This window comes from Bacillus sp. FJAT-26390, from assembly GCF_001682865.1.
Lineage (GTDB): Bacteria > Bacillota > Bacilli > Paenibacillales > Paenibacillaceae > Pristimantibacillus.
In genome coordinates, this window is the sequence record NZ_MAQX01000011.1 from 1,115,260 (window position 1) to 1,132,110 (window position 16,851).

General features: G+C 40.3%; 16 protein-coding genes, 2 pseudogenes and 1 other annotated feature. Of the genes and pseudogenes, 5 read left to right on the top strand and 13 right to left on the bottom strand.

What is annotated here, in order from left to right:
* Positions 1 to 143: 143 nt before the first annotated feature.
* The 5 genes from A7975_RS16535 to A7975_RS34560 all read right to left on the bottom strand — a co-directional run bounded on the left by A7975_RS16535 (position 144) and on the right by A7975_RS34560 (position 4,947).
* Positions 144 to 1,199: a hypothetical protein gene (locus tag A7975_RS16535; RefSeq protein ID WP_065385795.1), complete on the bottom strand. Its 1,056-nt coding sequence runs from the start codon at positions 1,197 to 1,199 to the stop codon at positions 144 to 146.
* A gap of 145 nt (positions 1,200 to 1,344) precedes the next feature.
* Entirely contained in the window at positions 1,345 to 3,024 is a 1,680-nt protein-coding gene (locus tag A7975_RS16540) for a glutamine--tRNA ligase/YqeY domain fusion protein (protein ID WP_065385796.1), read from the bottom strand.
* Between the two features lie 91 nt (positions 3,025 to 3,115).
* Positions 3,116 to 3,369, bottom strand: a binding site (T-box leader).
* Between the two features lie 61 nt (positions 3,370 to 3,430).
* The gene (locus A7975_RS16545) at positions 3,431 to 3,757 is read right to left on the bottom strand and encodes a YnfA family protein (RefSeq protein ID WP_053377448.1); all 327 of its coding nucleotides are present in this window, start codon (positions 3,755 to 3,757) and stop codon (positions 3,431 to 3,433) included.
* 50 nt (positions 3,758 to 3,807) lie between these two features.
* Positions 3,808 to 4,290, bottom strand: a complete 483-nt coding sequence (locus A7975_RS16550; protein WP_065385797.1) for an SRPBCC family protein — start codon at positions 4,288 to 4,290, stop codon at positions 3,808 to 3,810.
* Positions 4,291 to 4,641: 351 nt separating this feature from the next.
* Complete coding sequence (locus tag A7975_RS34560) at positions 4,642 to 4,947, bottom strand: GNAT family N-acetyltransferase (RefSeq protein ID WP_218061017.1); 306 nt, start codon at positions 4,945 to 4,947, stop codon at positions 4,642 to 4,644.
* 164 nt (positions 4,948 to 5,111) lie between these two features.
* Between A7975_RS34560 and A7975_RS16560 the strand changes: the two genes are divergently transcribed.
* The 4 genes from A7975_RS16560 to A7975_RS16575 all read left to right on the top strand — a co-directional run bounded on the left by A7975_RS16560 (position 5,112) and on the right by A7975_RS16575 (position 8,745).
* Positions 5,112 to 6,197: a DUF3626 domain-containing protein gene (locus A7975_RS16560; protein WP_065385798.1), complete on the top strand. Its 1,086-nt coding sequence runs from the start codon at positions 5,112 to 5,114 to the stop codon at positions 6,195 to 6,197.
* A 145-nt stretch (positions 6,198 to 6,342) separates the two neighbouring features.
* Positions 6,343 to 6,888: a GNAT family N-acetyltransferase gene (locus tag A7975_RS16565; RefSeq protein ID WP_255314298.1), complete on the top strand. Its 546-nt coding sequence runs from the start codon at positions 6,343 to 6,345 to the stop codon at positions 6,886 to 6,888.
* A 56-nt stretch (positions 6,889 to 6,944) separates the two neighbouring features.
* A complete protein-coding gene (locus A7975_RS16570; RefSeq protein WP_065385800.1) occupies positions 6,945 to 8,165 on the top strand; it encodes an acyltransferase family protein in 1,221 nt (406 codons plus the stop codon).
* 217 nt (positions 8,166 to 8,382) lie between these two features.
* Complete coding sequence (locus tag A7975_RS16575; protein WP_082198222.1) at positions 8,383 to 8,745, top strand: hypothetical protein; 363 nt, start codon at positions 8,383 to 8,385, stop codon at positions 8,743 to 8,745.
* A 320-nt stretch (positions 8,746 to 9,065) separates the two neighbouring features.
* On the opposite strand, the pseudogene A7975_RS16580 reads toward A7975_RS16575, so the two are convergent.
* The 4 genes and pseudogenes from A7975_RS16580 to A7975_RS16595 all read right to left on the bottom strand — a co-directional run.
* A pseudogene (locus A7975_RS16580) lies at positions 9,066 to 10,001 on the bottom strand (IS3 family transposase); the annotation flags it as partial.
* Positions 10,002 to 10,031: 30 nt separating this feature from the next.
* The gene (locus tag A7975_RS16585) at positions 10,032 to 10,316 is read right to left on the bottom strand and encodes a transposase (protein WP_065385802.1); all 285 of its coding nucleotides are present in this window, start codon (positions 10,314 to 10,316) and stop codon (positions 10,032 to 10,034) included.
* Between the two features lie 110 nt (positions 10,317 to 10,426).
* Positions 10,427 to 11,534: pseudogene (locus tag A7975_RS16590) on the bottom strand (transposase); the annotation flags it as partial.
* Between the two features lie 103 nt (positions 11,535 to 11,637).
* Positions 11,638 to 11,964: a GNAT family N-acetyltransferase gene (locus A7975_RS16595; protein WP_065385803.1), complete on the bottom strand. Its 327-nt coding sequence runs from the start codon at positions 11,962 to 11,964 to the stop codon at positions 11,638 to 11,640.
* A 253-nt stretch (positions 11,965 to 12,217) separates the two neighbouring features.
* Here A7975_RS16595 and A7975_RS16600 point away from each other — a divergent pair, with 253 nt between their 5' ends.
* Complete coding sequence (locus A7975_RS16600) at positions 12,218 to 12,478, top strand: transposase (RefSeq protein WP_065385804.1); 261 nt, start codon at positions 12,218 to 12,220, stop codon at positions 12,476 to 12,478.
* A 488-nt stretch (positions 12,479 to 12,966) separates the two neighbouring features.
* On the opposite strand, the gene A7975_RS16610 is transcribed toward A7975_RS16600, so the two are convergent.
* The 4 genes from A7975_RS16610 to A7975_RS16625 form a co-directional block, all read right to left on the bottom strand.
* On the bottom strand, positions 12,967 to 13,467 hold the full coding sequence (locus tag A7975_RS16610) for a hypothetical protein (RefSeq protein ID WP_065385806.1): 501 nt from the start codon (positions 13,465 to 13,467) through the stop codon (positions 12,967 to 12,969).
* Positions 13,468 to 13,470: 3 nt separating this feature from the next.
* Complete coding sequence (locus tag A7975_RS16615) at positions 13,471 to 14,946, bottom strand: S8 family peptidase (RefSeq protein WP_065385807.1); 1,476 nt, start codon at positions 14,944 to 14,946, stop codon at positions 13,471 to 13,473.
* A 78-nt stretch (positions 14,947 to 15,024) separates the two neighbouring features.
* Entirely contained in the window at positions 15,025 to 15,909 is an 885-nt protein-coding gene (locus A7975_RS16620; protein WP_065385808.1) for a hypothetical protein, read from the bottom strand.
* A 23-nt stretch (positions 15,910 to 15,932) separates the two neighbouring features.
* Positions 15,933 to 16,811, bottom strand: a complete 879-nt coding sequence (locus tag A7975_RS16625; protein ID WP_065385809.1) for a hypothetical protein — start codon at positions 16,809 to 16,811, stop codon at positions 15,933 to 15,935.
* Positions 16,812 to 16,851 lie beyond the last annotated feature (40 nt).

Consider the following 16,851-nt stretch of genomic DNA (forward strand, 5'->3'; position numbering starts at 1 on the left):
TAATATTGTCACGACCATTCGCAGATTAGCCGCAAATGCGGTCAAAAGCACGGGAGCTTCGGCCAGACGCTCAAGCTTACTGCACTAGAGACCAATCATCCATCCAACGTAGGCAAGCAGCTGTCCGAGCAATCTGGCGAAAACTATGAATCGATCATTCGTCTGCGAATGATTTTACGAACAAGGACATTGCACATCAGCAAGCCCACGCCCACCACGATATCGGTAAAAGCTACGAAAATAACATTAAACGGGTAGCCGCCCATTTTCGAAATAGAATAGACCGTAAACGCCCATATGCCAACTGCACACCATGTGAAAATAAGGCTCCTTCTAAAGCTTATCGCAAGCGCTGCCGCAATAACCGTCAACCCCGCCACCGATCCGAGCACCAGCAGGTTATGATCCTTCTCGACGTTCGTCGGAAAAAGCAATCTACTCGGATACGTATAAGAAAAGTACCAATCCTCGGTAGGCAAATCATTGAAAACAGCTTTGTAGGCAGTCGGGCTGATCTGCTCCATAGGCAGATTCGAATGGATTTTCCCGCCTGGCGCGTATAGATTCACTTCCAGCTCAACCTGCGGTTTGCCCTCCCAATAGGCGGCAGGCGTCAAATAATACAAATGGGAATAGATCATGTTAATAACGCCCTTATCGTACATGCCGCCCACCTCCGTATAGTGGATGACGATAGGTTTGGTTTCGTTTGGTTCGAATGAAAGTGGAAATCGGGAGCCTTCCACTCGCTCATAGCCTAATCCATAGTGAGCTATGCTTAGCTCTTTGCCGCTTACCGGATCGGCAACCGTCTTTTTCGCGGGAGGACGCCAATTAAACGGTTTTTCATTCCCCGCCGGACTTGCATTGATGCGCATGTCCCCTTCCGTAACGGTTAACCCTTTTAGGGAAGGGGTTAAAAACAGCACCTCAATCTCCTTCCGGGCATCGTTACGATTATGCAGCTCATACATAACCGTGACTTCCCCCTCGTCATTATAGCGGCTTTCGCCTTTGTTGACGTTGTACACCACTTTCTCTCGAACTAAGCTAATATTCGATTTCTCGTCAAACCTCAGCAGCCCATAACCGAGTGCAGGGTCAACAAGCGGTCCCCCATTGGCGCTCGCTGCTGCCGGGAGAACCATGAGCATAAACATAACCGTCAACATGGATGACCGCAGCTTCGACCAAATCATTTGATCCCCTCATTTCCTGTTGCTTGCTTCCCGTTCAAAACACTTATGTATGATTTTACCATTCATCTTTAATGACGCTCAACCTAAAAAAAGAAAGGCCCCGCAAGATCAATGACCTTCGGCGGGACCATCCTCATTTGCTGCATTATTTCTTTCTCCACGTATCCTTAAGCGGTACGATCCGGTTGAACACCAGCTTCTCATCGGTCGTATATTTCTTATCCACGCAAAAATAACCATGACGCACGAATTGGAATTTGTCCTCTGCCCGAGGCTTCTCTGCAAAGGTTTCGATCATACAATCCTTAACGACAACTAATGAGCTGGGATTGACGGCACTCTCCCAATCGACCATGCCATCCTTCGGCGCTTCATAATCAAGCAGCAGGTTCTCATACAAATGGACATCAGCCTTCGCCGCGTGACCCGCTGATACCCAGTGGATCGTCCCCTTCACCTTCCTACCGGTAAAGCCTGTTCCGCTTTTCGTTTGCGGATCATACGTGCAGCGCAGCTCCAAGATCTCCCCTGTCGTCTCATCCTTAACGACCTCTTCGCACTTAATGAAATAAGCACCGATCAGCCGTACCTCCGCGCCAGGCGCCAGCCGGTGGAAGCCTTTGGCGGGCTCCTCCATAAAATCGTCCTTTTCGATATATAAGGTATTGGAGAAGGTAACCTCCCGTTTGCCGAGCGCTTCATTCTCGCTATTGTTATCGATGCTCAACGGCTCCGTTTGACCGTCCGGATAATTGGTAATAACCACTTTCAGCGGATGGATAACAGCCATTACACCGCCCACCCTCGCTTTCAAATCCTGTCTTGCCGCATGCTCCAGCATCGCGATATCAACGGAATTCTGTGCTCTAATCATGCCAATTTCATCGATGAAGCTTCGAATGCTCTCCGGCGTAAAACCTCTTCTCCGCAGCCCGCGAATCGTAGGCAGCCTTGGATCATCCCATCCGTCAACAAATTCCCCTTCAACCAATTGCCGCAAAAATCGTTTGCTCGTCACGACTCCGGTTAGATTCAGCCTTCCGAACTCTCTTTGCTTTGGCGGCTCCTTGATATCCAGCTCCTGCAATACCCATTCATATAACGGACGATGGTCTTTGAATTCAATAGAGCATAAGGAATAGGTAATGCCCTCGATAGCGTCTTGAATCGGATGGGCAAAATCGTACATCGGATAGATGCACCACTCCCTCCCCGTTCGGTAGTGCTCCGCGTGGATAATGCGGTAGATAACGGGATCTCTTAAATTGATATTGGGCGAGCCCATATCGATTTTGGCACGCAGTACCTTTGATGCCGCTGGAAAATCACCTTTTTTCATCTTTTCAAACAAGTCCAGATTTTCCTCTATGGAGCGATCGCGGTAAGGGCTGTTCTTGCCGGGCTCCGTTAGCGTCCCCCGATATTCCGTAACCTCCTCCGGCGATAAATCGCAGACGTAAGCTTTGCCTTTCCTGATTAACGCAGCGGCAGCTGCATAAATATCATTCGAATAATCTGAGCCATAGTAAATATGGTTGCCCAGACTGTAGCCAAGCCAATTGATGTCCTCCGCAATGGCCCGCACATATTCGATATCCTCCTTCAAAGGATTCGTATCGTCAAAGCGCAAATGAAACTTCCCGTTATACTTTTGCGCGATCGTATAGTTCGTATGAATGGCGTAGGCGCTTCCGATATGCAGGTAGCCGTTAGGCTCTGGCGGGAAACGCGTGCACATCGGCCTGCTGAAAACTCCCGCTTGAATATCTTCATTTATGATTTTGTATAAAAAATGGTCCACTTCCGCTTTTCTATCGTTATTCATCGTAAAACCTCCATTGTAGAGTTAGTACCGCGATTCTTTTCTCCTTACGTCTGCAAAAACAAAAAAAAATTTCACCCCCAAGACTTTAAGTCTTGGGGGCGAAATCTTTCGCGGTACCACCCCAGATTCGTTGATATGTCGCCATATCAACCTCTTCAAGTACGGCACCAATGGATGCTTATACTCTAGCTCTATAACAGGAGCTCCCGTCACAGCATCCCCTTGTTCAGGTTCCGGTGTGATGCTCAGAGACTTGTTTCAATAAAGCATTCCTTGCTCCTTTTCAGCTGCCGGAGCTCTCTGTGCAGGAATGGTTTTATTTACTCTTCTCGTCATCGCCTTTTTGTTATTCCGTCTATGTTATCAAATGCTTCCCTGGTCTGTAAATGATTATTCTGCACGTTTTTTAATGCCGCGGCGCCCAAAGAATGACCGAAACCCCGATTAGACAAATGCCGGCGCCGATCCAGTCATACAAATCCGGTGTTTTTTTATCAACGAGCCATCCCCATAGGACAGCAAGCGCGATAAACACCCCGCCGTATGCCGCATAGACTCTTCCGAACGATGGAAAGGATTGAAACGTAGCAATAACGCCATATAACGCTAATGCCGCTCCTCCAAAGATTCCCCAGTAGAGCGGCTTTCCTTCACGGAGCCATAACCACACGAGATAACCTCCGCCTATTTCCGCTAATCCAGCCAATATAAATATAAAAATCGCACCTATTATTTTACTCACATCCAAGTCATTCAAGCTGCTTGCTGATTCAATGGTTCAATCTACGCTTGAGGCAAATTTTCAAAGGCTTGTACATACTTGTCGTATTTGATTTTCCAAACGTCTTTGCGTGATTCGATTGTCCTGCCTTCAAGCAGCGCTTCGATGACATCCAGGCATACGTCCCAGCCGGCAATATCTCTTGGCGTATGGGCTGTTATTTTAGACACTTTCTCGATTAGAACCAAGCGGCAGCCTTTCGGCTCCGGGTACAATTCAAACCGGACTTGATCCTCGCCCCATGTATACTCCAATACGGAATGCTCCTTAAGCTCGAGGATTTCCATCTCTTCAAACGTACCGTCCTGCATATCGAACTTAATAATACCGCCTTCGCGCAGGTCGTCGACCCGCAGCTCGGAGAACCATTTTGCCAGCTTATCGTTTTCTGTCAGCATAGACCAGACCTTCTCGACTGGATGCTTCAGACGGCGCTCGAAACGAACGGTGTGCCCATTAGCAACTTGCGTAATGACAGCTAACATGTTAATCCCTCCATCTCCTTATTCCTCATCCAGCGTGCGCTCCAGATCATCCGGCTTATTAGACCAGAACAGCCGATAAGGCTCCACGGTTATATTTCCGCAAAGAAATATACAGAGTTCACTTTACGCGCTTCGCCATAAAAATATCCGGCTTCCCAAAGCCGTTAGCATCAGGCAGTACCCCTACAACTTCATAACCAAGCTTCTTATAGAAGCCAAACGGATGGTTGCTTATATTTTGAATCTGCTTCAGGTTACCCAGTACGTCAGGATAAAGCTCTTGTCCAAAAAGAGTGGTCCCGCCGCTCTCATCGTCTGTCCCGAGATATACGGTGATGCCGCCCTTTTCCTTTACCGGCTTTCAAAATCATAAACCAACGCTTTACCGACTCCCTGCCCTTGATAATCCTTATGTACGACTAGCGGGTGGAGCTCCCAAACGTTGCCGCCATAATTGCTTACCCCGCTTATCCAGCCGACAACCCTTCCTTCATCATTTACCGCGATTCTGCTTATTCGTTCTTCCTGCAACGATTCTTCTGCTTCCTCCAAGCACTCGTCCCATTCATTCCAAGACTCCGTAAATCCTTCGAGCAGCAAGCGAGCAACCTCTTCCATCTTCCCTTTAGCGTCACGAGTTAAATCAACGATTTGCATCCACAGCACCTCATCATTCTTCCAACTTTGCAAGGGAGTTATTGTATAATATAGAAAAAATATAGGATTCAATTGTCAGAAGAATTTAATAACTTTATCTGGAATTTCCCTTACTGTCCATCATATATTATGATTCTATAAAAAAGGAAAGGACCCTTCTGCCCATGGAATTATCGAGGTCTCAGCAATTAGCTCAAGAGTATATAACAAAATACGCAAGAAGCCGCAAAAATGAAGTGGAGCAAACAATTAGGGAAATCCTTCGAATGTCCAACATCGAGCTGAAGACATATGAAGATGCTATCACTAAACTAAAATCTCACGCAAGTATTGCTCTACACTTTCACCCAGATAGATTAGACCCGACCATGAAAAGCGTTGCTGAAGCACTGCTTGAGCAGGGGATTTATAAAAGCCAGTTTGAGACTTTCCTATCGAATGGAAGTGTATCAGCATTTTCGGGTGGCGAACGTGACGTTTGGGAGAATAAAATGTTTGGCGGAGCGTACCAAATAAATGGCTCAACCAATAGCGAACGGCCCAAGTATGGGGCACTCAATGTCATGTTACATCCCGATGGGCCTGCACCACGTTTTGGATCATGCTATTTCCTTTTATCCACTGAGGTCTCTCATCGCTGCACTTATACTTATTTGGATTCTCACCAAGACCCCACTGAAAAAGGGACGTATGAGGCATTTGACCTCATTTTGGCTGCTCTCATGAAGGATGCGTTCTATAGTGATTTTGCCATTGGCGAAAGAAATCTGACAGTTCGAAAGTTAATCGACCATATGCTCGTCAATCTTGAGAAACCATTCCAAAATCCATCAAACAAAGAGCCGAACCGAAATCTTAACCACTATATCGAAGCTCAAGTGCATGGTGACATTTTTCTTAAAGAACACGTAAAGATGCTTGTTGCCGATCCATCATTTAAAGGCACCCATACTGGACGAATCTTAGAACAGATATGTTTAAAGTATTCCGTTGATCTTTACTGGCACATGGGCTTTACACTTTTGGTTGATGAGGTTCCTATGGATTTTAGAGGTCCTACGATGCCTTCACTAGCCAAAAGAATTGCGCAATATGATTTTATTGATGTAAATATGATTGGCTCGGCAGCTATGGACTTGAAACGAAATCCAAGTAATTGGAGCGATAGAGGAACCTACAAAGAAGTTTTGCAAGAATTAAAATTACTCTGGCATGTTTTAGTGAGATATGGAAAGCCAATGGAAAAGTGAACAATTTTTAAAAAGGGGTTACCAGTCTAATCCTTTATTTTCTCAGTCTAATTCTTTAACGGGCAGCAGTCCTATTATGAATCAGAAAATATGATTGTTGACGGAGATATCGCCAAGTTAAAACAAATATACACGTATTGGAGAAGTGATTTTGAAAATAGACAAAGTATTTGAATATGGTATAGGTAATGAATTAGAAGCAAGTATACAACAATTATTAACCGATAGTTTCCCATTTTTATATCCTAGGGATAGAATTTATTTTAAGCAATTACCGCAATTTAGATTTCTAGCTTTTAATCAAGAGAATCAGCTCATAGGACAGGTTGGATTAGATTATCGAGTAATGAATTTAAACGGGAAGCCAGTAAGGGTACTCGGCGTAATTGATTTGTGCGTTTCGCCAAACGCTCGCTCGCAAGGTGTAGGTTCCACTTTGCTTTTAGAGATTGATAAGTTTTCTGTGGGACGAAATATTGATTTTATCCTTTTATTTGCAGATAACATGACCTTGTATTTGAGAAATGGATATAGGCCAGTAAAGAACAAATGTAAATGGGTAAAAATTGATAATGAAACTCAGATTACAACTGGTATAGGATTAGAACAATTGGATGAATTAATGATTAAAAAAGTAGGAAAGATCGATTGGGTCGAGGGTGAACTAGATCTTTTAGGTTATCTCTATTAAGCCAAAGGACGTTTCAATAACCGTATACTAGTTTTGTTCATGAAAGAAGGGTAAAAATGAATAAAGAGACATCCGAAAGAAAGCTATTCTATTTGGATGGCATCAGGGGACTCGCGGCATTTGCCGTGGTTATTTCGCACTACATTCAAGTATTTTATCCAGCTGCATTAAATGGAAGACCGCAACAAGCTCATTTTAAATGGGATATCTGGTACGGACATTCTCCGATTAATTTATTTTATAATGGACAGTTTGCCGTTTGTTTGTTTTTTGTGCTAAGCGGTTATGTGCTCAGTGTCAAAATGTTTGAAAAAGAGCTCGATAGTGAGACCTTTCAAAAATTGTTGCATTCCAGCGCCATACGAAGGTACATTCGGCTTGCCGTGCCGGCAGCGGTATCCGTATTGCTTGTGTATCTAGCAATTATTACAAATGCCTTTTATCTCCAGGAAATATGGGGAACAACATGGACGGATATGAAAAAGAACTACTATGATCTAGATACAAATATATATACCGTTATCAAGGCTGCTATTTTTGATCCGTTTTTCCGCTTTAAAGCACATCCTTACAATCCAGTCCTTTGGACAATGAGCTATGAGCTATTAGGTTCTTTTTTAATTTTTGGTTTTCTTGCTTTATTTGGACGAGTGAAACAAAGATGGATTGTGTATGTGGTCTTATCCATTGCGTTTATCCAAACCTATTTTGTCGCTTTTTTGTGGGGAATGCTGCTTGCCGATTTGCTCAAGCACAAATGGGTCCAAAGTAAAATAACGGTAGTGCTTGTGCTTTTAATGGGGATTTACTTAGGTTCGGCGCCTTATACTCCATTAATAGGGACTATGTACGAACCCATAGAGGTGTGGACAAAAAATATCAATGATTGGATTCAATTTAACATCGATCCGCGGCTTCTTGCACGAACCCTAGGTTCTGCTATGATATTGTTTGCTCTGCTTCGTTTAAAAGCGCTGCAGCATGTGTTTGGATGGAAACCGTTTTCTTATTTGGGACAGATTTCATTTTCCCTTTACCTCATTCATTTCACTTTCCTAAATACGTTCTCCGCGTTCCTGTTTAGTAAAGTGATTCATCATTTTAGTTATAATCTTGCCTATGCAATTACGTTTACCGTTTCCATGGTGCCCTTATTTATTTTGTCGCATTACTATATGAAATATATCGATCAAGGTGCATTAAAACTAGCCCGAAAAGTTGAAAAAAAGGGTGCATTAAGACTAGCTCGAAAAGTTGAAGAAAAGATGACCGCATAACCAAAAAAGCGCGGAGTTGAAACCAACAGCTCTGCGCTTTTTTTGTGCAGATTACCTTCTTATGTATGGAAACTGCATTTTAATTAAAAAATCTCCTTGTTCAGCCAACTGGCAAGATAGCGGAGTAAGGCGTTATTGGAGATTGGGAAAATAATAATAAGAACAAGTTTGAAACAATGATCGATTTTTTTCGTCTGATGAGTTAGGGAGGATGGAAATGAGAATTACAAAATTGTCGTTATGTCTTGCTTTATTCTGTATTATGTTAGCTACTGCATGTTCGAACACCAAGTCCACAAAAGATATGGGAGAACTGTATAGCTTGGCTTTAGATGCGTATATGCCAATTGATGATGGTTTAAATGGTGATATGAAATATATTGCCATTGACATGAGTAACTTTAAAGACCTTGATGAAACAGATAAAGAACAAATTCTAGCGCATTTTGATAAATACAATGTTGAAGTAATGGAAGCGACTTATGAGCAACTAGAAGCCAAAGGGTTACTTGACCCCGAGACTTTGGTTCTAAATGGCGTTTTGTTACGAGTCGAAAAGACTGAGATTTCAAATAAGTAAATTGTTGTTGAAGGCTCTAAGTACAGAGCTGGTGACGGAGCTATCGGAACAAAAGTCATTGTTGAAAACAAAAAAGGTAAATGGCAAGTAACAAAAGCAGACGGTACATGGAAAAGTTAATTATTGAGCTAACGAGGAAAAATAGTTCAATAATTCACCGGCAGTCTAAGACTTTATTTTTCTTGAAAATCTACAGTTCAAAAGCGAGGTATTAACCATGATGCTTACATTCGGTAATTGCCCGCGGCTAGACCCCTTAAATCTGGAGTACTTCCAACCAAAAAACAACTTTACGTAGCTAAGCTTGTTTTTTCTGCCTTTTACATGGCTTTATGGAACATACTTCGATCCTCCAGAGTCAAAACCCATTCGGTGAATTTCGTTGGAGGCATCAATTTCAAGCTTCCGTGCATTTTACGGTTATTGTAAAACTCCATGTACTTGTCAAGCTCTTCATACGCTTCTTCAAAACTCATGAAATCCATTTTGGTGAACAGATCACGTTCCAGCAGGCTATGGAAAGACTCGATGTAGGCATTCATATTAGGACTCCTTGGCGGTATTCGTTCATGAGTCATATCTAGACTTTCACACGTATCACCAAATAGTTTGCTAACGAATTGGGGCCCGTTATCGGTACGAATAACGGGGAGTTTTTCTCCTGGTTTTACACGCTGTTTGAGTGCATGACAAAGGGTTTGTACGGCGTGTTTGGCCTCGCATACAGCCCCTCTATACTGGTTAACGACAACACGATCAAATACATCAATAATGCTGAGCACAAAAAAGAAACGTTCACATCCAATGACGTAACCGTATTTACTGTCCATCTGCCACAATTGGTTGGGAGCGGTAACGGTTCGGTTTTTCGGCAGCCTACGCGGATGTTTGCTCTTACATTCACGCTGTTTCTGTAGAATCCCCAGCTCCTCGCACAAACGGTAAGATTTCTTCTTGTTAAGCACTAGTTTGCGATCATTACGCAGACACCGCGCAAGCAGCTTGTAATCGTAAACGTGTTCCTCACCCTCAACGAGCTCCATCAGCCATTCTTTGATCTGTTCATCCGTAATCTCCGAACCTGTTTCTGTCCATGAATAACCTGGTTGAGGACGTCCTTTTCGGCAGTCTGACGCTGGTTCTGCTGGGCATGAGGCACGTTTTTTTCGATCGTAGTAAGAAGATATGGCTAGACCCAAAGTCCTTAGAACCTGCGCTGCTGATTCTCCCCGCTTAATGAACTGGTCGGCTACTTCATACTTTTCGGATAAGCGGGTTTCTCTTTTTTACCAGTTCACGTAAGATTTCATTCTCGAGTTCTTTTCACCTAAGAGCTTCATTGCCATTGCATACTTCTCCTCAATTTCTTGCAGTCGTTTAAGCTCTTGCAAATGTTCGTCTGATGTCGGTATTTCTTCTCGAGGAATCGTATCTCGATGCTCCCTTACCCAAACACGGATCGTTTCAGGATGAACATTATACATGCGGGCTAACACCCCCACCTTAACACCTGCAAGCACCTCTCGAACTACTCTTAACTGTACTTCTTCACTAACTCTTCTTCCTCCCATAACAGATCATCTCCCTTGTCCTAGTTTTAGTTTATTGGTTGGGAGGACTCCAGTTTAATTAGGGGGCCTAAGAGATATGTATCTTTTTGATTTTTATTAATGCCTTTTTAACCTGTACGTGCTTTACGAATTTCCAGATGACCCGCTTTACATACATACATTCCAGCATCTTTATTAAATTCAAATTCATCCTCTTTTTTTCGAATCCCTTGTGTAATATTGGGATTTAATTCAGCCATTAGTTGTAATTGGTTTTGGTTTGCAAACTGAATATTATCCTTTTTAGAATAAGCCGTATCTCCAATCACGGTATTGAATTCAATCCCTGTTTTACGACTTTTTTCAATTAAGGTTTGAAGTTGTTTCCCGTCACTTTTTTCTTCTTTTGTTATTACCGCAGCTGTAATAATGCGTTCTTCATTCATTGCGATATGTGTTTTATATCCAAAGAAAGCGGAATCGGCTGTTTTATGGCCTACTCTAGCGTTTGGATCTTTCGAGTATCGAAGTTGTTCGTGATGATCTTCGACGATTTCCTTTAAGACGTTCAGTTTCGCTTTTACATTCGGGTATTCGCGAATAGTTTCTTCTGCTTCAACCGTTTCAATGACTTTACGACAGTAATCTATTTCAACATCTAATTCATTCGTCGTCGTTTTCGGTGGGAATATCCCTTTCATTTTTTCATCAATTTGATAAACAGCTTTTCGTACTAGCTTAGACTTCTCCATTAAAATTTCTTTCGATAACTTTTGTTTATAACGTGCTTTTGTATGCGTTGCGTCTACGACAATTGATTTGCTTTTAATTAATTCTTTCTCCAGTGCAATCTCAACGGTCTTTTGAATGAGCATGTCCAATAAACTCAATATATTGAAGACGGAGCTTGCGGAATTTCGTTAATGAACTTGAATTGATGACCGCATCTTCTGGCGCCATGTCCAAAAAATATCTAAAAGACATATCGTATTTTGAACGTTCTATGACATCAAAATCGGATAAATCAAAGATCAATTTGAGCAATAAATATTTGAACATACGAATAGGTGGTACTGCATTGCGACCGTTATTGAGACAATATTTATTCTGCAAATCTTCGAGCACAAAAGAGAAGTCCACAAGTTCATTAATTTGACGAAGCATATTAACTTTAGGCACAACGATATCGTAGATAGCCATAAATGGGCTGAGGCTTAGCGATTGTTGGTTCGAAATTATCGAGAACACCACCTGAAATTAGTACAATTATTATACAATAAAAACAACGAGCCCTACCTCTAGAAATCGAGATAGGACTCGTTTAATTGAACTAGGAACTTTTTCAGTGGCCTCCAAAAAGAGTGGTGTCATCGTTCTCATCGTCCGTCCCAAGATATACGGTAATGCCCCTGTTTTCTCTTACGCAGCTTTCAATATCATAAACCAATGCTCTCCCGATTCCCTGTCCTTGATAATCCTTATGTACGATTAAGGGGTGCAGACCCCAAACGTTTCCGCCATAATTGCTTGCCCCTGATATCCAGCCGACAACCCTTCCATCATCATCCACAGCAATTCGGCTGATCCGTTCTTCGTGCAAGGATTCTTCTACTTCAGCCATGCACTCTTCCCACTCATTCCAAGCCTCCGTGAATCCTTCAAGCAGCAAGCGAGCGACCTATTCCATCTTTCCATTATCATCTCGAGTTAAATCGATGATTTGCATTAGCTTCACCTCTTCATTCTTTCACTTTCGCAAGGGAGTTATAGTATAATATAGAAAAAATTATACAGTTTAATTGTACTTTGGGGGAAATAAAAATGAGAACGGCAAAAGAAACTCAACAAAGCCGTAATTTGACCTTACCCCGAATAGATGGCCACAGAGAAAACCTCTATAATAAAAGATGGAGGGATTCACAATGGGACAAGGGAAGAAATACGACAAAGCGTCTAAGAAGCAGGTCGTCCTGCGTATCTTGGCAAAAGAAACAACGGTGGGGGAAACCGCCAAGGAGATTGGCGTTCACTATACCACGGTAAGGGACTGGATTAAGAGTCATGGGCGTGACGGGGATAGTGCCTTTCCAGGCAGCGGTAAGTTGAAGCCCGAAGATGAAGAAATCCGTAAGCTGCGCAAGCAACTCGCTGATCTAAAGGAAGAAAATGGAATTCCAAAATAGGCGGCAGCCTACTTTGCGAAAAGTCTGAAATAAACACGTTAAAGTTCATCTATGAACACCGCTTCGAATTTCGGATTGCAAAGATGTGCAAGGCTCTTAACGTCTCTAGAAGCGGCTACTATGCTTTCATCAAACGTCCAGAGAGCAACCGTAGCGTGGAAAATCAAAGCTACTCGATACGATACGAGACATTCACATAAAAAGCCACAGGATCTACGGGTCTCCGCGAATCTACCGCCCGACCAAAAAGCTAGTCGAGGCCGTGTGGCTCGCCTCATGCAGACAAACGGTATCCGATCGAAAGTGGTCAAGAAATATAAGGCTACAACGAACTCTAATCATAATCTGCCTGTAGCGGATAATCTTCTGAATCAAAATTTTGAAACAAGTAAACCGTGCGAGAAATGGCTTTCGGATATTACGTATATCTCTACGGATGAAGGCTGGTTGAAGCGGAAGAGGTTCAATATTCAAGTTAGTGTTATCAATTAAGATGCAGTTGAGAACACTATTTCTCCATTTTTATCGTATCCATAAACCTCTATTGGTGGATTTTGCGGTTCATCAAATAATACATACCATAATCTTTTTTCATCCGGTGTTTCTATAATTTCAGCTATTTTTTTTTCACCTTTAATTTCAATCTTAACACTATCTATGGATAAATTATTTATTACTCCAAATGCCATAGGTGCTTTTTGGTCGAGATTGTTATATACCATAGACATCTCTAATTCCTCAATAGGTTTTGTAGAGCCCACTAACCATTTCCAACTATTTTTCTTCTCTAATAACCCTAATCCATACATTTCTTGTTGCTTATAAAAAACTAAAGCTAAATTGCGTTCTGGAATTTCTTTAGTATGAATAATATATTCGTATTGAATTTTTGAGTCCTTCATAACTTGATTAACATCTAATTCTTGTTCATTGCATCCAGACAGCAATACAATAATAGTTATTAACATAAGCACAAGTCTAAACCTCATTACTTACCAACTCCCAATTATCGAATATGAACTCTCATCCGATTTCAGTTTATTTTCTATCTGAATATAGTAATTTCCTGGAACTGTCTTATACTTTAATTTTTCCACTTCATTTATACCATTATCATCGATTTCAAGTAATTTAAACTCATTAGTATCATATAATGAAATAGATATATCACAATACCCCCATATTGGATTTACTGTTATTTCAATAATATTTTTTTTAGTCGTTATATTAAAAAAATCAGTATCTGCAACTTCGTCAAAATTTAGTGTCAAAGGAAAGTTTACACCATTCAAACTGAATGCTTTATCAATAGTATTGTTAAATTCATATTTATCCTTTATAAGAGTTAGATCAATTAATAATTGTGTATTAACCGGCTTATTCGGAGTTTTGGTTCTTATTTCTAAAAAATATTCTCCTTTTTCAACTAAGTATTTACCATAATTATGCGACACCCTATTTTTTTTTTCGTCATAGAGACTCAAATTAAATTTTTCATAATCAGAGACCAGTATTTTCAACTCTCCGTCTATCGGGACAGTTATACTATATTTTTCAAAATTACCTATTTTTACAGGTAATATAGTGTTTACAGGAAAAGAATCGCCGTTTTCAATTGATAAATACCGTTGTGAATTTTTACTATCCACTTTATTATCAGATAAAACTCCAAGTCCCTTTTCGAAACTCCACTCGTTATTCTTTTCCCTTATAGCTCCTAAAAGAAATGACCTGATATTATCATTCCCCACTTTAAAATTCTCATTTGCTAATAAATTTGAAATTAATGCCGTGACCCTCGCTGCTGATATTGAAGAACCTTCAACATTGCGATTCTCATGTCCTCTTGGAATCGCCGTCCCTAAATTACCTTGAGCTAAAAATTCTAAACCATATCCATAATTAGAATAATTGGCTCTAGCGCTGTTGTCCGATGCACCGACAGCTATAACTTCTGGGAATCTAGCGGGATAAGAAACATCCGTATTATTATTTCCTGCTGCAGCAACTACTATTATATCCTTATTATTTGCTTCTGATATTAGAGAACGCGTTGTTTCAGGAAGATATGAAAAAGAAGAACTAAATAAAATGATGTCAACCTCTTCTTTTATAATATATTTAAGAGCGGTTTCAATATTGTTAGTTTTTCCATTTCCAAGCGAGTCAAATGCTTTTATAGCAAGTATCTGAATTTTCTTATCAGTTAAATTCATTATTATATTCGCCATTAATGTACCGTGTCCATTATCATCATTTATACTATCAGTGGGATTAATAGCGTTATACCCACTCTTCATTACTCTAATCATTTTTTTATTCCTTATGTCCAACCCTGTATCAATTATGGCTATGATAGGTACTTTTTCTTGTTTCACCTTAAAAATGTCAAATAAATAAAAACATAATAAACTCGTTAATACTAGGGACATTATTAATATGCAATATCTAAATTTCATATATCTCATGTACTACTCCTATAGAATTTTACAACCCCCTCCTTAATTAAAATTAAAGTATAGAAGGGGGTTGAATTTATTTAAAGACTAATTATAATATTTAGGTCCCGAAATCGCTTTCCAACCATAACTACTATCTGCATAAGATAGCGTTAGACCATTAGAAAAAAAGCCAAAACCACTTATAGCAGTTTTTTTCCAAGTGTGTCCATATTGATTGAATACAGGAAGATTAACGGCCGTTCCTCCAATAACTTCTAGAGACAAAGTAGCAAAATAACTATCTAAATTATAATTTTTATTCAATCCATTAACATCTGAAGTGAATTGATCTTGTGGTCTCCAAATTACACCACTTTTATCCCACGATTCTGCATTAGGGACATGGACAGAAACTCCATTTTTGTTTTTGATGCTTAAAGAGTATCCTTTGTTTTTGAAATTAGCATTTTGACCATCCCCGATACTTAATAAAACAACATCTGCATCACCTGCTCCGCCATCAAAATCATTCATCCATCGCGGGTTAGTGGTAGTTCCTATTTTTTTCCATTGCATTGTTCCTGTGATAATGTAATATCCTGACCAAGTTTCATAAGCTATACCTGGTAGACCCATTGTAACATCATCTTGTAAGGATGATACGTTGCCTATTACTTTACTTTTCTCAGGAGTGAGTATAATACAGCCATTAGCGCGTAAAAAATCATTAACCGCCGACATATTATTTTCATCAGCCCATATTCTATGAGCTTCTTGCATCAGAGTGTTTACCCTAGCTTTTTTTAATTTTTCATCTTTTATCTTTGGTTCTGGTAGCTTATCAGCAGCCAACGACTTAAAGATAATACCATTATCCATTTTTTTTGTTACTGACTCTTGTGCATTTGAAACTGGTAGATGAACAACTAAAGCTAAAAGCAAACATAAAGATATTGTAACTAAAGAAAACTTCTTCATTTTATAATTCAATGTATCCCTCCTATGATTAATAATTAATTAAAATATTTTGGATTTGAAGATGCTTTCCATCCATAAGCACTGTCTGCAAATGATACGGATAAACCATTCGAATAAAATGAGAACCCCGTAATATTCGTGTTTTTCCACGTATGACTATATTGACTAAAAACGGGTATGTTCGTTTCTGATCCCAAATATTCAACATACAGTGTAGCAAAGTAACTATCAATGTTATAATTTGCATTCCCAATAGTTGTACTTCCAGAAAAACTATCTTGAGGTCTCCAAATTACACCACTATTATCCCATGCTTCTGCATTCATAATACTTGATGAGACTCCACTTTTATCCCTTATACTCAATGAATATCCCTTATTTTTGAAATTTTTATTTTTCCCATCACCTAAACTTAACAGTACAACTTCAGCGTCACCAGCACCCATAAAATCGTTGTACCACCTTGGTTGTGTTGATGTACCTATTTTTTTCCATTGCATAGTTCCAGTTACAAAATAATAGCCAGACCACGTTTCGTAACCTACAGAAGGTAAACCCATAGTTACATCACTGTTTGAAGTAGAAACTGTCCCAATAGAATCACTTTTTTCAGGAGTAAGTATTATGCAGTCATTTTCACGTAGAAAATTATTTACTGCAGACATATCCATTTCCTCTGCCCAGATTCTATGCGCCTCTTCCATAAGACTTTCTAATCTAGCTTTCTTAGACGTTTCATCAGTTAATTTTGGCTTTGGAACCTTATTAACATTTAACAATTTAAACTCTGTACCAGTGTCCAATTCCATAGTGTTTCCCTCTTGTGCATTAGAAATTGGTGATTGCATTGCCAATAACGTTAATAGAAATAAGCTACAAGTAATAGATATCATTCTTTTGGTATTAAAAAACATAAATGCCTCCTTTTTTCAATTCGACCGGTCTTCACGATAG

Bases quoted from the DNA above. Each gene is read 5' to 3' on its own strand.
- A7975_RS16575 (WP_082198222.1), top strand. From the start codon at position 8,383: ATGAGAATTACAAAATTGTCGTTATGTCTTGCTTTATTCTGTATTATG.
- A7975_RS16535 (WP_065385795.1), bottom strand. From the start codon at position 1,199: ATGATTTGGTCGAAGCTGCGGTCATCCATGTTGACGGTTATGTTTATG.
- A7975_RS16625 (WP_065385809.1), bottom strand. From the start codon at position 16,811: ATGTTTTTTAATACCAAAAGAATGATATCTATTACTTGTAGCTTATTT.
- A7975_RS16550 (WP_065385797.1), bottom strand. From the start codon at position 4,290: ATGTTAGCTGTCATTACGCAAGTTGCTAATGGGCACACCGTTCGTTTC.
- A7975_RS34560 (WP_218061017.1), bottom strand. From the start codon at position 4,947: ATGCAAATCGTTGATTTAACTCGTGACGCTAAAGGGAAGATGGAAGAG.
- A7975_RS16615 (WP_065385807.1), bottom strand. From the start codon at position 14,946: ATGAGATATATGAAATTTAGATATTGCATATTAATAATGTCCCTAGTA.
- A7975_RS16570 (WP_065385800.1), top strand. From the start codon at position 6,945: ATGAATAAAGAGACATCCGAAAGAAAGCTATTCTATTTGGATGGCATC.
- A7975_RS16560 (WP_065385798.1), top strand. From the start codon at position 5,112: ATGGAATTATCGAGGTCTCAGCAATTAGCTCAAGAGTATATAACAAAA.
- A7975_RS16585 (WP_065385802.1), bottom strand. From the start codon at position 10,316: ATGGGAGGAAGAAGAGTTAGTGAAGAAGTACAGTTAAGAGTAGTTCGA.
- A7975_RS16540 (WP_065385796.1), bottom strand. From the start codon at position 3,024: ATGAATAACGATAGAAAAGCGGAAGTGGACCATTTTTTATACAAAATC.
- A7975_RS16610 (WP_065385806.1), bottom strand. From the start codon at position 13,467: ATGAGGTTTAGACTTGTGCTTATGTTAATAACTATTATTGTATTGCTG.
- A7975_RS16600 (WP_065385804.1), top strand. From the start codon at position 12,218: ATGGGACAAGGGAAGAAATACGACAAAGCGTCTAAGAAGCAGGTCGTC.